The 15,014-nt window shown below is 72.4% G+C and carries 12 protein-coding genes; 1 reads left to right on the top strand and 11 read right to left on the bottom strand.

Features of this window, described 5'->3' with window-relative positions; all coding sequences use genetic code 11:
* Positions 1-52: 52 nt before the first annotated feature.
* From ABME02_RS14345 to ABME02_RS14390, 10 genes are all read right to left on the bottom strand, one after another.
* Entirely contained in the window at positions 53-1,354 is a 1,302-nt protein-coding gene (locus ABME02_RS14345; protein WP_436408278.1) for an RNA polymerase sigma factor, read from the bottom strand.
* A 16-nt stretch (positions 1,355-1,370) separates the two neighbouring features.
* Entirely contained in the window at positions 1,371-1,802 is a 432-nt protein-coding gene (locus tag ABME02_RS14350; protein ID WP_353816029.1) for a YciI family protein, read from the bottom strand.
* A gap of 202 nt (positions 1,803-2,004) precedes the next feature.
* Positions 2,005-2,949, bottom strand: coding sequence for an L-lactate dehydrogenase (locus tag ABME02_RS14355; RefSeq protein ID WP_353816030.1), 945 nt, complete (start codon positions 2,947-2,949; stop codon positions 2,005-2,007).
* 17 nt (positions 2,950-2,966) lie between these two features.
* Positions 2,967-4,544, bottom strand: coding sequence for a glutamine-hydrolyzing GMP synthase (gene guaA, locus ABME02_RS14360; RefSeq protein WP_353816031.1), 1,578 nt, complete (start codon positions 4,542-4,544; stop codon positions 2,967-2,969).
* Positions 4,541-5,047, bottom strand: coding sequence for a DUF3817 domain-containing protein (locus ABME02_RS14365; RefSeq protein ID WP_353816032.1), 507 nt, complete (start codon positions 5,045-5,047; stop codon positions 4,541-4,543). The genes guaA and ABME02_RS14365 overlap by 4 nt, the downstream gene beginning before the upstream one ends.
* An 85-nt stretch (positions 5,048-5,132) precedes the next feature.
* The gene (locus ABME02_RS14370) at positions 5,133-6,092 is read right to left on the bottom strand and encodes a S1C family serine protease (RefSeq protein ID WP_353816033.1); all 960 of its coding nucleotides are present in this window, start codon (positions 6,090-6,092) and stop codon (positions 5,133-5,135) included.
* 63 nt (positions 6,093-6,155) lie between these two features.
* Positions 6,156-6,986 carry an SURF1 family protein gene (locus ABME02_RS14375; RefSeq protein WP_353816034.1) on the bottom strand — a complete coding sequence of 277 codons (831 nt, stop codon included), beginning with the start codon at positions 6,984-6,986 and terminating at the stop codon, positions 6,156-6,158.
* 96 nt (positions 6,987-7,082) lie between these two features.
* The gene (locus ABME02_RS14380; RefSeq protein ID WP_353816036.1) at positions 7,083-8,813 is read right to left on the bottom strand and encodes a glycerol-3-phosphate dehydrogenase/oxidase; all 1,731 of its coding nucleotides are present in this window, start codon (positions 8,811-8,813) and stop codon (positions 7,083-7,085) included.
* A 179-nt stretch (positions 8,814-8,992) separates the two neighbouring features.
* Complete coding sequence (locus ABME02_RS14385) at positions 8,993-10,117, bottom strand: GuaB3 family IMP dehydrogenase-related protein (protein ID WP_353816037.1); 1,125 nt, start codon at positions 10,115-10,117, stop codon at positions 8,993-8,995.
* A 55-nt stretch (positions 10,118-10,172) separates the two neighbouring features.
* Positions 10,173-11,873 carry an ABC-F family ATP-binding cassette domain-containing protein gene (locus tag ABME02_RS14390; RefSeq protein WP_353816038.1) on the bottom strand — a complete coding sequence of 567 codons (1,701 nt, stop codon included), beginning with the start codon at positions 11,871-11,873 and terminating at the stop codon, positions 10,173-10,175.
* 138 nt (positions 11,874-12,011) lie between these two features.
* On the opposite strand from ABME02_RS14390, the gene ABME02_RS14395 reads away from it, so the two are divergent.
* Positions 12,012-13,172, top strand: coding sequence for a MalY/PatB family protein (locus ABME02_RS14395; protein ID WP_353816040.1), 1,161 nt, complete (start codon positions 12,012-12,014; stop codon positions 13,170-13,172).
* 58 nt (positions 13,173-13,230) lie between these two features.
* Here the strand turns inward: ABME02_RS14395 and guaB are convergent, their stop codons facing one another.
* Positions 13,231-14,733: an IMP dehydrogenase gene (gene guaB / locus ABME02_RS14400; RefSeq protein ID WP_353816041.1), complete on the bottom strand. Its 1,503-nt coding sequence runs from the start codon at positions 14,731-14,733 to the stop codon at positions 13,231-13,233.
* Positions 14,734-15,014 lie beyond the last annotated feature (281 nt).

Below are 15,014 nucleotides of genomic sequence, written 5' to 3' on the forward strand. Positions count from 1 at the left end.
ACGGGCCGCCCCCTCGGGGACGGCCCGTTCCGCGTTCCCGGGCGCGGGCTGCTCAGCGGCGGGTCGCCGCCCGCGCGAGCAGCACCGCGCGCTCGCGCTCGTTCGCGGTGAGTCGCGCCGCCTCGGCGAACGCCTCGCGCGCCTCGTCGTCACGGCCGAGCCGCTCGAGGAGCTCCGCGCGCACCGCCTGCAGCGGGTGGTACCGCGCCAGCCGGCCATCGACGGCGAGCGCGTCGACGAGCGCGAGCCCCGCCGCCGGGCCGTCGGCCATCGCGACCGCGACGGCGCGGTTCAGCTCGACCACCGGCGACGGCGCCACCCGCCCGAGCGCCTCGTAGAGTGCGACGATGGCGGCCCAGTCGGTGTCGTCGACGGATGCCGCGGCGTCGTGCTGCTCCGCGATCGCCGCCTGCAATGCGTACGGACCCCGTCCGCGGCCGATCGCATCGGCGCGCGCGAGCGCCGCGCGCCCCCGCGTGATCGCCGAGCGATCCCACCGCCGGCGGTCCTGGTCGCCGAGCAGCACCGGGTCGCCGTGCTCGTCGAGGCGGGCCGGGAAGCGCGCCGCGGTGAGCTCCATGAGCGCCACGAGACCGTGCGCCTCGGGCTCACGCGGCACGAGCGCGGCGAGCACTCGGGCGAGCCGCAGCGCCTCCCGGCTGAGCTCGGGCCGCATGAGGTCGGAACCGGCCGACGCCGAGTGGCCCTCGTTGAAGATCAGGTAGAGCACCCCGAGCACGGTGCCGAGGCGTTCCGGGAACTCGTCGCGCGGCGGCACCTCGAACGGCACGCCGGCCGCGCCGAGCGTCTTCTTCGCCCGCACGATGCGCTGCTGCACGGTCGAAACGGCCGTGAGGAACGCCCGCGCGATCTCCTCGGTCGTGAGGCCGCCGACGACGCGGAGCGTGAGGGCGACGCGCGCTTCGCGCGACAGCACCGGATGGCACGACACGAACACGAGCCGGAGCACGTCGTCGTCGATCGCGTCGGGGTCGTACGGCAGGTCGCCCGTGGCATCCGTCACCTCGGCCTGTTCGCGCTCGAGGTCGTGCGCGATCGCCGCGAGGCGTACGTCGTAGCGGTCACGGCGACGCCAGCCGTCGATCGCGCGGCGCTTCGCGACCGCGGTGAGCCAGGCGCCGGGGTTCGACGGGATACCGCCGGCCGGCCACTGCGCGAGCGCCTCGGCGAGCGCGTCCTGCGCGAGGTCCTCGGCGAGCGCGAAGTCGCCGACCATGCGCGTCAGCGTCGCGACGATGCGGGCCGACTCGCGGCGCCAGACGGCGGCGACGGCGCGCCGGGCGGACTCGGGGTCCACCTGGCGCGCCGTCGCAGCATCCGTCTCGTCGGTCACCGTCGGATGCGGGCGCTCACGCCTTCGCGGCGCGCTGCGCCTGCTCCTCGCGCCAGCCCGCCTCCTTCTGGATCCACTCGTTGTCCTGCGGGAAGTCGTCGAGTTCCGTGACGCGGCGCACCTCGAGCTTGGTCCCAGGTCCGAGCGGGCAGCGCTTGGCCCACTCGGCGGCCTCCTCCTTCGAGGCGACCTCGAGGATCCAGAACCCGTTGAACAGCTCCTTGGTCTCGCCGTACGGCCCGTCGGTCACGAGCGGCGGCTCGGCCGAGAAGTCGACCACGAAGCCCTCGCTCGCGTCGGAGAGCCCTTCTCCGGCGAGCATCACGCCGGCCTTCATCATCTCCTCGTTGTAGCGGCCCATGGCCGCGATGACCTCGTCGAACGGCATGTCCTGGAAGGCCTCGACGGCCTCGTCGGTGCCCCGCATGATCAGCATGTACTTCGGCATGGTGGAATGCTCCTCGCGTGTCCGGGCCGTCTCTCGACCCTCTCATCCATGGCGTCGAACGGGAAGCCGCCGGATCGACACGTCCCGCACACTTCTGCGGATATACGATCCGGCGCACCGCGAATCCGACGGTGAACGCGGCGCGCCCGATCGTATATCCGCAGGCTCGAGCAGCGGAACGGGGCCGCGCCGCTCTGCGGCGTCAGAGGCCGAGCGTCTGCATGGTCGCGCGGATCGCGTCGCCGGATGCCGCGAGCAGCCCGGCCTCGGCCTCCGACATCGGCGTCTCGGCGATCGGGAACGCGCCGTTGCCGCCGACCACCGACGGCATCGACAGCGCGACCCCGTCGAGGCCGAACGCCCCGGAGTGCACGGTCGACACGGGCAGCACGGCGTGCTCGTCGTCGAGCAGCGCCTCGACGATGCGCGCGCCCGAGAGCCCGATCGCGTAGTTCGTCGCGCCCTTGCCGCGAATGACGGCGTACGCCGCGTTGCGCACCTCCGACGCGATGCCGTCGAGCTCGTCGATCGAGAACCGCTCGCCGCCCGTCCAGTCGAGGATCGGGACCGGCCCGATGCGAGCGTTCGACCAGAGCGGGAACTCGGTGTCGCCGTGCTCGCCGACGATGTCGGCGTGCACGCTCGAGGTCATGACGCCCGCGCGCTTGGCGAGCAGCCACCGCAGGCGGGAGGTGTCGAGGACGGTGCCCGACCCGATCACCCGCTCGGGCGGCAGGCCGCTGATGCGCTGCGCGGCGACGGTGAGCACGTCGACGGGGTTCGTGACGAGCACGTAGATGGCGTCGGGTGCGCGCTCGAGCAACTGCGGCAGGAGCCGCTCCAGGATCCCGACGTTCGTGCCCGCGAGCTCCATACGGCTCTGCCCCGGCTGCTGCTTCGCGCCGGCCGTGATCACGACGACGTGCGACCCGGCCACGACGTCGAGGTCGGACCCGCCGATGACGTTCGACCGCGTGAACTGCGTGCCGTGCGCGAGGTCGAGCACCTCGGCCTCGACCTTCTCCGCCGCGATGTCGTAGAGCGCGACCTGGTTCGCCGACTCGCGGATGAGCGACGCGTACACGAGGCTCGCGCCCACGCTGCCGGCACCGATGACGCTGAGCTTCGAGTTCTCGATGACCGCCATGCGGTCAGGCTAGCGTCTCACTCCCACTCGATGGTCCCCGGCGGCTTCGACGTCACGTCGAGCACGACGCGGTTGACCTCGCGCACCTCGTTGGTGATGCGGTTCGAGATCTTGGCGAGCACGTCGTAGGGCAGGCGCGTCCAGTCGGCGGTCATCGCGTCCTCCGACGAGACCGGGCGCAGCACGATCGGGTGCCCGTAGGTGCGGCCGTCGCCCTGCACGCCGACCGAGCGCACGTCGGCGAGCAGCACGACCGGGCACTGCCAGATCTGGTCGTCGAGCCCCGCAGCGGTGAGCTCGGCACGCGCGATGGCGTCGGCCTCGCGGAGCACCTCGAGCCGGTCGCGGGTGACCTCGCCGACGATGCGGATGCCGAGGCCGGGCCCGGGGAAGGGCTGGCGGCCGACGATCGCCTCGGGCAGCCCGAGCTCGCGGCCGATGGCGCGCACCTCGTCCTTGAAGAGGGTGCGCAGCGGCTCGACGAGCTCGAACTGCAGGTCCTCCGGGAGGCCGCCGACGTTGTGGTGGCTCTTGATGTTCGCGGTGCCGGTGCCGCCGCCCGACTCGACGACGTCGGGGTAGAGCGTGCCCTGCACGAGGAACTTCACGGTCTCGCCGTGGGCCGCGGCCTCGGCGATGAGGTCGCGCTCGGCCTGCTCGAAGGCGCGGATGAACTCGCGCCCGATGATCTTGCGCTTCTCCTCGGGGTCGGTGACGCCCTCGAGCGCGGCGAGGAACGTGTCGGCCGCGTCGACGGTCACGAGGTGCACGCCCGTCGCGGCGACGTAGTCCTCCTGCACCTGCTCGCGTTCGCCCTTGCGGAGCAGGCCGTGGTCGACGAACACGGCGGTCAGCTGGTCGCCGACGGCCTCATGGACGAGCGCCGTCGAGACCGCGGAGTCCACACCGCCCGAGAGCGCCGAGATCACACGCGCGGAGCCGACCTGCGCACGGATCCGCTCGACCTGCTCGGCGATGACGTTGTCGGGATTCCAGTCGGCGGGGATGCCCGCCGCGCGGTGCAGGAAGTTCTCGATGACGTCCTGGCCGTACGGCGAGTGCTTGACCTCGGGGTGCCACTGCACGCCGTAGAAGCCCTGCTCGTCGTTGGCGAACGCGGCGACGGGCGTGGTCGCGGTCGAGGCGAGCACGTCGAACCCGTCGGGCGCGACCGCGACGGAGTCGCCGTGGCTCATCCAGACCGTCTGGTGCTCGGGCTGGCCGCCGAGCAGCGAGTTGCGGTCGTCGACGCGCACGGTTGCCGCGGTCGAGCCGTACTCGCGGTGACCCGTGTGGGCGACCTCGCCGCCGAGCTGCTGCGCCATGACCTGGAAGCCGTAGCAGATGCCGAGCGTCGGCACGCCGAGCTGGAGGATGCCCGGGTCGAGAGACGGCGCGCCCGGCTCGTACACCGACGACGGCCCGCCCGAGAGCACGATGCCGACCGGGTCCTTCGCGCGGACCTCGTCGGCCGTGATCGTGTGCGGCACGATCTCGGAGTAGACGGATGCCTCGCGCACGCGTCGTGCGATCAGCTGCGCGTACTGCGCGCCGAAGTCCACGACGAGGACGGGTCGCTGCTGGGTCTCGCTCACTGGGCGGCCTCCACGGGCTCGGAATCGGTGTCGGAGTCGGAATCGGTCGCGACAGGCGCGGCCGCGGCATCCGCTTCACGCATCGCGAGGTAGTCGCGGACCTCGCGCCCGACGCGGGCCTCGAGGATGAACGAGAGGAACGGCACGATGCCGCCCGAGGCGAGCACCAGCAGGCGCCAGAACGGCCAGCGCATGAGGCTCCAGAGCCGGAAGTTGCTGAAGAGGTACACGACGTAGAACCAGCCGTGCGCGATGAGGATGCCGGTCGAGAGGTTGACGCCCGTGCCGGTCGACTCGAGGCCCTCGGGCGTCTCGGCGACGGGTTCGAGCGAGAGGAGGCCGTTCGGCCCGAACGCGTAGAGCTCGAGGTGCCAGACGTACTTCAGCAGCATCTCCGCACAGAGCAGGAGGAGCATGACCCCCGTGATGACCGAGGCCACCATGTAGAACTTCAGGGCCCCGCGGATGCGCGGGAATTCAGCCGGTTTGGGCGCGAGGGGCATGGCGTCCAGTCTACGGGGCGCCCGGCTGGGCGATGGCCGTGACGGATGCCACGCAGGCGGAGCCGCACGCGGCGTGACGACGCGGCTACGAGCCGCTGAGCTCGCGCGGGACGACGAAGACGTCGACCAGCGCTCCTCCGCGCCACACCGTCATCTCGACCTCGCGGTCGATCGCGCCCTCGACCATCAGCCGCTGGATCGAGGTCGCCGTCACGATGCCGGTGCCGCCGAGGCTGACCGCGATGTCGCCGGGGCGGATGCCCGCGGCCTCGGCCGGGCTGCCGTCGACGACGCCGGTGACCTGGAGCCCCGTCGGCGAGCCGACGCGCGCCGCGAGTTCGGGTGCGAGGCGAACCTGGGCGCCCGCGATGCCGAGCCAAGCACGGCGGACGCGGCCGTGCGCGACGAGCGCGTCGATGATCTCGCGCGTCGCCGGGTTGATCGGCACCGCCAGCCCGAGGCCGACGCCCGCGACGGCGGTGTTGACGCCCACCATGCGCCCGGCGCCGTCGGCGAGCGCGCCGCCGCTGTTGCCGGGGTTCAGCGCGGCATCCGTCTGGATCACCTCGTCGACGACGCGGCCCGCGGCCGTGGGCAGCGAGCGGCCGAGGTTCGAGACGATGCCCGCCGTGACGCTGCCGGCGAGCCCGAGCGGCGTGCCGAGCGCGACGACGAGCTGTCCGACGCGGAGGCTCCGCGCGTCCCCGAGCGGCACCGGCGGCGGGACCGGGCCGTGGGCGCGGAGCACCGCGAGGTCGGACAGCGGGTCGCTGCCGACCACGTCGGCGTCGGCCTCGGTGCCGTCGCCGAAGGCCGCCTCGGCGCGGTCGGCGCCTGCGACGACGTGCGCCGAGGTGAGCAGGATGCCGTCGGCGGACACGACGCTCGCACTGCCGGTGCCCTGTCCGCGCCTCGACCGCACGGCGAGGCTCGCCATGCTCGGCAGCAGGTCGCCCGCGACCCGGGTCACGACGCGCGAGTACGCGTCGAGCGGGTCCTCGGCGTGCTCCGCGCCCTCGTCCGGTGCGAGATCGTCTTCGCCCACACCGGCATCCTCACCCCGCCGACGGATACCGCGTCCGGAGTTCGCCGAGGGCGGAAGCCCGGCTCAGTCCCGGGTCGCGTCGGCGGGTGCCGCGGCATCCGATGCCGCTGCTGCCTGCTCGCCCTCCTCGGCCGCCAGCTCGGCCTCCTCGCGCTCGCGCTGCACGGCGTCCTTCACCAGTCGGTACCAGAGGAAGACCGCGAAGCCCGCGAAGACGACCCACTCGACCGCATAGAACACGTTCAGCCAGTTGAGCTCGGACTCCTGGAGCGGCGGCGGCGAGTCGATCGCCTCGAGCCCGGCGACGGGCTCGGTCGCCGTGACGTAGCCGAAGTACACGGGGCGGTCGTCGTAGCCGGCCCAGACGTTGATGAGGTGCGCGACGGCGACGGTCGTCATCGCCTGCGGGTCCTCACCCTCATCGGGGGCGACCGGCGCCTCGCTCGGCAGGAACCGGCCGACGACCTCGACCTCGCCGCCGGGTGCGGCCCCGCGGTCGACCTCGTCGAGCGCTTCCCGGGCCGTCTCCTCGTCGGCCGCCCAACCGAGCGCGACGGGCAGCCCGCCGGGCGCGGCATCCGTCACCTCGAGGTGCGCGACGACCCACCACCCGGCGACGCCGTCGTTCAGTCGACCCTGCACGAGCACGGTGTCGCCCGGCACGATCGTGCCGGTGACCGACACGCGCTGGCCGGTCGCGGCCTGCTCGGTCGGCCCGTCTGGCTGCACGACCTCACCGATCGGCCGCACCTCCTCGGTGGGCCGCTCGACCACGGTCGCCTCCTCGACGGCACGGTCGACCTGCCACTGCGCGAGGAGCGCGAAGCCGGCTGCGATGCCGAGCGCAGCGATCAGGGCGAGCACCCAGCGGGGGCGCAGCATCATCCGGAGCATGTCGCCCGAGATTCTAGCCGGGCGGGATGCGCGCCCCCTGCGAGGGCTCGGCCGGTCAGCCGACCGGGAGCGGCCGGTCGGACCGGGAGCGGCCGGTCAGTCGACCTTCACGATGTCGGGCGCCTCGAGCCGCACCCGGTCGGCCGACTCGTCGTCGGGCTGCTCCTGCGACGCCCGCTCGGCGGCGACGCGCTGCAGGTAGCGTTCGACTTCGAGCGCCTCGCGGTCGGCGTCCCACCCGAGCACGCCGGCCATGAGCCTGGCGGCGACCGGCGCCGCCGAGACCCCGCGGTCCCACGCCTCGATCGAGATGCGCGTGCGCCGGGCGAGCACGTCGTCGAGGTGCAACGCGCCCTCGTGCGAGGCCGCGTACACCATCTCGGCGCCGAGGTAGTCGTCGGCACCCGGAAGCGGTTCGCCGAGCTCGGGCGTCTCGCGGATGAGGTCGAGCAGCTCGTCGGTGAGCGTGCCGTAGCGGTTCAGCAGGTGCTCGATCCGCACCTTGTGCACGCCGAAGGCCCGGGCGATCTTGCCGCGCTTGTTCCACGCGGCCTGGTAGCCCTCGGCCCCGAGGAGCGGGATGTCCTGAGTGGTCGACTTCGGCACGCGCCCGTCCAGCGCGTCGGCCGCGGCGTCGATCGCGTCCTTCGCCATGACCCGGTACGTGGTCCACTTGCCGCCCGCGACGACGACGAGGCCCGGCACGGTGTGGGCGACGACGTGCTCGCGCGAGAGCTTGGAGGTCGACTCGCTCTCACCGGCGAGCAGCGGCCGGAGCCCCGCGAACACGCCCTCGACGTCCTCCCGGCTGAGCGGGATCGCCATGACCGAGTTCACGTGCTCGAGCAGGTAGTCGATGTCGGCAGCGGTCGCGGCGGGGTGCGCCTTGTCGAGGTTCCAGTCCGTGTCGGTCGTGCCGATGAGCCAGTGGCGGCCCCACGGGATGACGAACAGCACGCTCTTCTCGGTGCGGAAGATCATCCCCATGGCCGACTGGATGCGGTCGCGCGGCACCACCAGGTGGATGCCCTTCGAGGCGCGCACCTTGAACGTGCCGCGCTCGCCGACCATGCGCTGGGTGTCGTCGGTCCAGACGCCGGTGGCGTTCACGACCTGCTTCGCGCGGATCTCGAAGTGCTCGTCGGTCTGCAGGTCGTGGGCCTTCACGCCGACCACGCGCTCGCCGACCTTCACGAAGCCCTCGACCTTGACCCGGCTCGCGACATGGGCGCCGTAGAACGACGCGGTGCGGGCGAGGGAGGCGACGTACCGCGCGTCGTCGACCTGCGCGTCGTAGTACGTGAGGCCGCCGACGAGCGCGCCGCTCGAGAGCGACGGGATCGCGCGCATCACCTGCCGCTTCGAGAGGTGCCGGTGGTGGGGCACGCCCGGCGGGCGGCCGCCCGAATAGCTGAAGATGTCGTAGAGCAGCATGCCGGCGCCGATGTAGACCCGCTCGAACACGCGCTTCTGCAGCGGGTAGAGGAACCGCACGGGCTTCACGAGGTGCGGCGCGATGCGCTGCAGCAGCAGGCCGCGTTCGATGAGCGCCTCGCGGACGAGGCGGAAGTCGAGCTGTTCGAGGTAGCGGATGCCGCCGTGCACGAGCTTGGACGACCGGCTCGAGGTCCCGGACGCCCAGTCGCGCGCCTCCAGGAGACCGGTCGACAGCCCTCTCGTCACCGAATCGAGCGCGGCCCCCGTGCCGACGATGCCGCCGCCGACGACGAGGACGTCGAGTTCCTTCTCCTTGAGGCGGGCGATCGCCGCCTCGCGTTCCTCCGGTCCGAGCTTGTTCGAACGCGTCACCGACTTCAGTCTCGCCATCGTCGCTCCCCATCCCCGGGCGGACCGCGGCGGCCACGCCCGTCCGTCCCCACGCTACCCGAGCGCCGCGCGCTGGGCCATGGAATCGGCTGGGGATGGCAGCGGGTTGACAGCGGTCGTCGACCCGGTCGGCCGTGCGGTTGCGGGTCGCGCCGGCCGCCCCTCCGGGCGAGCCGAGGCTAGGCCGACTGGTAGGGCGCGACGACGACCTCGACCCGCTGGAACTCCTTGAGGTCGGAGTACCCGGTCGTGGCCATCGACTTGCGGAGCGCGCCGACCAGGTTCGCCGTGCCGTCGGCGGCGGGCGCCGGCCCGTAGAGGATCTCCTCGAGCGGGGCGACCTGGCCGACCTGCACGCGCTGGCCGCGCGGCAGCTTCGAGTGGTGCGCCTCGGGGCCCCAGTGCCATCCGCCGCCGGGTGCATCGGTCGCCCGCGCGAGCGCCGCGCCCAGCATGACCGCGTCGGCGCCGCACGCGACGGCCTTGACGATGTCGCCCGCCGCCCCGACGCCGCCGTCGGCGATGACGTGCACGTACCGGCCGCCCGACTCGTCGAGGTAGTCGCGACGCGCGCCCGCGACATCCGCCACGGCCGTCGCCATAGGCGCGTGGATGCCGAGCGTCGCGCGCGTGGTCGACGCCGCGCCGCCGCCGAAGCCGACGAGCACGCCCGCGGCCCCCGTGCGCATGAGGTGCAGGGCGGCGGTGTACGTCGCCGCGCCGCCCACGATGACCGGCACGTCGAGCTCGTAGATGAACTTCTTGAGGTTCAGCGGCTCCTGGTTCTTGGAGACGTGCTCGGCGGAGACCGTGGTGCCGCGGATCACGAACAGGTCGACGCCCGCGGCGACGACGGTCTCGTAGAGCTCCTGCGTGCGCTGCGGCGAGAGCGCGCCCGCGACGGTGACGCCGGCCGCGCGGATCTCGGCGAGGCGCTCGGTGACGAGGTCGGGCTTGATCGGCTCGGCGTACAGCTCCTGCATGCGCGCAGTGGCCTGCTCGTCGCTGAGGTTGCGGATCTCGGCGAGCGCGGGCTCGGGGTTCTCGTACCTGGTCCAGAGGCCCTCGAGATCGAGCACGCCGAGGCCGCCGAGCTGGCCCATCATGATCGCCGTCTGCGGCGAGACGACCGAGTCCATCGGCGCAGCGAGGAACGGGATGTCGAACTGGTACGCGTCGATCGACCAGCCGATCGAGACGTCCTCGGGGTCGCGGGTGCGCCGGCTCGGCACGATGGCGATGTCGTCGAACGCGTAGACGCGACGGCCCCGCTTGGAGCGGCCGATCTCGATCTCCTGGGTCACCCGTCAACCCTACCGAAGGGCCCCGGCGAGCGACACGGATGCCGCCGGCGCGCGCTCAGCGCGCCCGCGCCACCCGGGCCTCGTCGAACACCGGCTCGTCGGACTCGACGACCTCGCCGTCCGATCGGAAGACGAGGTACCGGTCGAACGACCGCGTGAACCAGCGGTCGTGGGTGACCGCGAGCACCGTGCCGTCGAAGCGCGAGAGTGCATCCTCGAGCGCCTCCGCCGAGACGAGGTCGAGGTTGTCGGTCGGCTCGTCGAGGAGCAGCAGCGTCGCGCCCGACAGTTCGAGCAGGAGGATCTGCAGCCGCGCCTGCTGGCCGCCCGAGAGCGCCTCGAACGGCTGGAGGGCGGTGCCGGCGAGCCCGTACCGGTCGAGCGCCGAGCTCGCCGCCTCGCGCGCCATGCCCTCCCGGTTCGCATCGCCGCGATGCAGGATGTCGAGCAGCGTCCGGCCCCGGAGGCCGGGCACCTCGTGGCCCTGCGCGAACCAGCCGGGCACGACCCGCGCGCCGAGCGTCGCGGTGCCCGTGTGCGGGACGGCGGCGAGGGTCGCACCGACATCCGTCACGTGGCCCTTCGCGCGGTCGGGGTCGCTGCCGCCCGCCGCGAGGAGTCGCAGGAAGTGCGACTTGCCCGATCCGTTCGAGCCGAGCACCGCGACCCGGTCGCCGTACCAGACCTCGAGGTCGAACGGCCGCATGAGCCCCGTGAGCTCGAGCGCCTCGCACACGACGGCGCGCTTTCCCGTGCGCGAGCCCCTGAGACGCATCGACACCGCCTGGGCGGGCGGCCGCTCCTCGGGCGGCCCCGCTTCCTCGAACTTGCGCAGCCGGGTGACCGCGGCCTGATACCGCGAGGCCATGCCGTCGTTGTACGTCGCCTTGACCTTGAGCGTCTGCACGAGCTGCTTCAGCTGCGCGTGCTGTTCGTCCCAGCGTCGCCGCAGCTCGTCGAGTCGCGCGAAGCGTTCCTCGCGGGCGGCGTGGTAGCCCCGGAAGCTCCCGCCGTGCACCCACGCCGTGCTCCCGGCGGCGCCGGCCTCGAGCGTGACGATGCGGTCGGCCGCCCGCGCGAGCAGCTCGCGGTCGTGCGAGACGAGCAGCACCGTCTTCGCGGTCGCACGCAGCTGCTGCTCGAGCCACCGCTTGCCGGGCACGTCGAGCGAGTTGTCGGGCTCGTCGAGCACGAGCACCTCCTCCGGACCCCGCAGCAGCGCCTCGAGCGCGAGCCGCTTCTGCTCCCCGCCCGAGAGCGTCGAGAGCTCCCGCCACTTCGCGCGCTCGAACGGGACGCCGAGCGCGGCCGTCGTGCAGTGGTCCCAGACGACCTCCTGGTCGTACCCGCCCGCCTCCGCGTACTCCGCGAGCGCGGCGGCGTACCGCATCTGGGCGGCGGTGTCGTCGGTCTCGATCAGGGCGTTCTCGGCGCGTTCCAGTTCGATGGCGGCCGCGCGCACGCGCATCGGGGCGACCGTGACGAGGAGGCCCTGCACGGTGCGGTCCATCCCGTCGACGACCTCGCCGCGCCCGACGAACTGGTCCATGACCCCGAGCCCGCCGGTCACCTGCACGCTGCCCTCGTCGGGCCGCAGCTCGCCCCGGACGATCCGCAGCAGCGTGGTCTTGCCCGCGCCGTTCTGCCCGATGAGCGCGGTCGTGCGCCCCTCGGTCACCCGGAAGGCGAGGTCGGCGAGCAACGGCCGTCCGTCCGGCAGCGAGAAGGAGACGCCGTTGACGTCGATGAAGCCCATCGGCCTGATTCCGATCCGTGTCCACGGCATCCGCCGCACCGCCCGACGGGCAGCCGACCAGACTAGCCGATGACGAATGCCTCGGCACCACCGTCCGGCGACGGCCCGCGGCGCGCTCCCGTGGGGCAGTCTGGACCCATGCACCGCATCGCCGCAGACCCGCTCGACGTCCTCCGCACCAGGACCAGCGCCAAGTGGCGCATGTACGACCCCGACGTGCTGCCGCTCCCCGTCGCGGAGATGGACTACCCGCTCGCCGAGCCGATCGCGGAGGCGCTCCATGCGGCGATCCGCCGCTCCGACACGGGCTACACCCTCGGCAGCCTGCCCGTCGCGGAGGCGTTCTCCGCGTTCGCCGCCGAGCGCCTCGGCTGGGAGCCCGACCCCGAGCGGGTCACCTGCACCGCCGACGTCTCGATGGGGATCGTCGAAGTGCTGCGCCGCGTCATCGCACCCGATGACGGCGTCGTGATCTGCCCTCCGATCTACCCTCCGTTCTTCGACCTCGTGACCGAGGCCGGCGGCCTCGTAGTCTCGGTGCCGCTCGCCGGCGGCATCGACGAGGGCTGGTCGCTCGACCTTGCGGGCATCGAGGCCGCGTTCGCCGCCGGCGCCCGGGCGATGGTGTTCTGCAACCCTCACAACCCGGTCGGGCTCGTCCCGGCGCGGGAACAGCTCGAGGCGCTCGCCGAGCTCGCCGCGCGCTTCGACGCGACGATCGTCTCCGACGAGGTGCACGGACCGCTCTCGCAACCGGAGTCGCCCTACGTCCCGTTCCTCACGGTGTCGGATGCCGCGCGAGAGCACGGTGTCACCGTGACCGCCGCGAGCAAGGCGTTCAACCTCGCGGGGCTGAAGGCCGCGATGATGATCACGGCGAGCGCACGCGGCGACGCCGTCCGTGACGGCATGCCATACGAGGTCGGCTGGCGCATGAGCCAGTTCGGCTCGATCGCGTCGGTCGCCGCGTTCCGGCACGGCGCGCACTGGCTCGACGGCGTCATCGCGTCGATCGACGACAACCGCCGGCTCCTCGCCGACCTGCTCGAGGACGAACTGCCGGGCGTCAGGTACCGGATGCCGCAGGCGACCTACCTCGCCTGGCTCGACCTGTCGGTACTCGGATGGGGCGACGACCCGGCCGAGACGGCACTCGAACGCGCCCGGGTCGCCCTCGCCGGCGGGCCGGCGTTCGGGGCGGAGGTCGGCCGCGGGCACGCGCGCCTGAACCTCGCGTGCTCGCCCGAGGTCCTGTCCGAGGCGATCAGCCGCATCGCGGATGCGCGCGACGTGGCGTGAGACGCGCGAAGCGGGCCCGGTCGACCGACCGAGCCCGCTTCGCGACGCCGACTGACCTTCAGCGCGTGTAGTTCGGCGCCTCGACGACGAATTGCACGTCGTGCGGGTGCGACTCCTTGAGTCCCGCCGGAGTGATCCGCACGAAGCGGCCCTTCGACTTGAGCTCGGCGACAGTGCGCGCCCCGACGTAGAACATCGACTGGCGGAGCCCGCCGACCAGCTGGTAGGCGACGGCCGAGACCGGGCCCCGGTACGGCACCTGCCCCTCGATGCCCTCGGGGATCAGCTTGTCGTCGCTCGGCACGTCGGCCTGGAAGTAGCGGTCCTTCGAGTAGGACGTCTTCTTGCCGCGCGTCTGGAGCGCACCGAGCGAACCCATCCCGCGATACGTCTTGTACTGCTTGCCGTTCTGGAAGACGAGGTCTCCGGGGCTCTCGGCCGTGCCGGCGAGGAGCGAACCGAGCATGACGGTGTCGGCACCGGCGACCAGCGCCTTCGCGATGTCGCCCGAGTACTGCAGCCCGCCGTCCGCGATGAGCGGGACGCCGGCGGGCCGGGTGGCCTTCGAGGCCTCGTACACCGCGGTGATCTGCGGCACGCCGACCCCGGCCACGACGCGGGTCGTGCAGATCGAGCCCGGGCCCACGCCGACCTTCACGGCGTCGGCTCCCGCCTCGACGAGGGCCCTCGCGCCCTCGTACGTCGCGACGTTGCCGCCGATCACGTCGATGTGGGCGAACGTCGGGTCGGACTTCAGCCGCCGGATGACGTCGAGCACGCCGGCGGACTCGCCGTTCGCGGTGTCGACCACGAGCACGTCCACCCCTGCGTCGCGCAGGGCCTCGGCGCGCTCCCAGGCGTCGCCGAAGAAGCCCATCGCGGCACCGACGCGCAGGCGCCCCTCCGAGTCCTTCGTGGCATTGGGGTACTGCTCGGACTTGTCGAAGTCCTTCACGGTGATGAGGCCGGTCAGGCGCCCGTGGTCGTCGACCAGCGGGAGTTTCTCGACCTTGTGCTGCGCGAAGATCGCGACCGCCTCGTCGGGGTCCATGCCGACCCGCCCGGTGATCAGCGGGGCCTTGGTCATCACGTCGGCGACCTTGGTCGAGGGCTTCTCGAAGTCGGACACGAACCGCATGTCGCGGTTCGTGATGATGCCGACCAGCACGCCGTCCGCGTCGACCACGGGGAGGCCGGAGACCCGGTAGGTGGCGCACAACTGGTCGACCTCGGCCACCGTGGCATCCGGCGTGGTGGTCACGGGATTGGAGACCATGCCCGACTCGCTGCGCTTGACCCGGTCGACCATCTCGGCCTGCTCGGCGATCGAGAGGTTGCGATGGAGGATGCCGATCCCGCCCTGCCGAGCCATGGCGATCGCCATCCGCGCCTCGGTCACGGTGTCCATCGCCGCCGAGAGCAGCGGGGTCGCCACCGTGATGCGCCGCGTCAGGCGCGAACTCGTGTCGGCCTCGCTCGGGATCACGTCGGTGTGTCCCGGCAGCAGCAGGACGTCGTCGTACGTCAATCCAGTGAATCCGAACGGATCGGCCTGATCCATGTCGCCCCTTCGTCTCGAGTCGTGCTCGACCGCCCGCGGACCGCGGGTCGCGGGCACGGGCGCATCGTCGCGGTACAGAGAGTTTAAGCGAGTTTGCGCCGCGGCCATTCCCCGGATAACAATCGAGGGCCGTTTGTGCCCGGCTGCGAAACACCTGGGACATAATCGGCACGTACTGTGACGACGTCGTCGCAGGAAAGGCGTACCCGGTCGACCCCCATACCGGGACCTTTGGAGGTGCAGTGGAATCCACGCAATCAGTCCGCCCACGTTCCCGTGGG

The sequence above is a fragment of the Agromyces zhanjiangensis genome (assembly GCF_040496055.1).
GTDB classification, from domain to species: domain Bacteria; phylum Actinomycetota; class Actinomycetes; order Actinomycetales; family Microbacteriaceae; genus Agromyces; species Agromyces zhanjiangensis.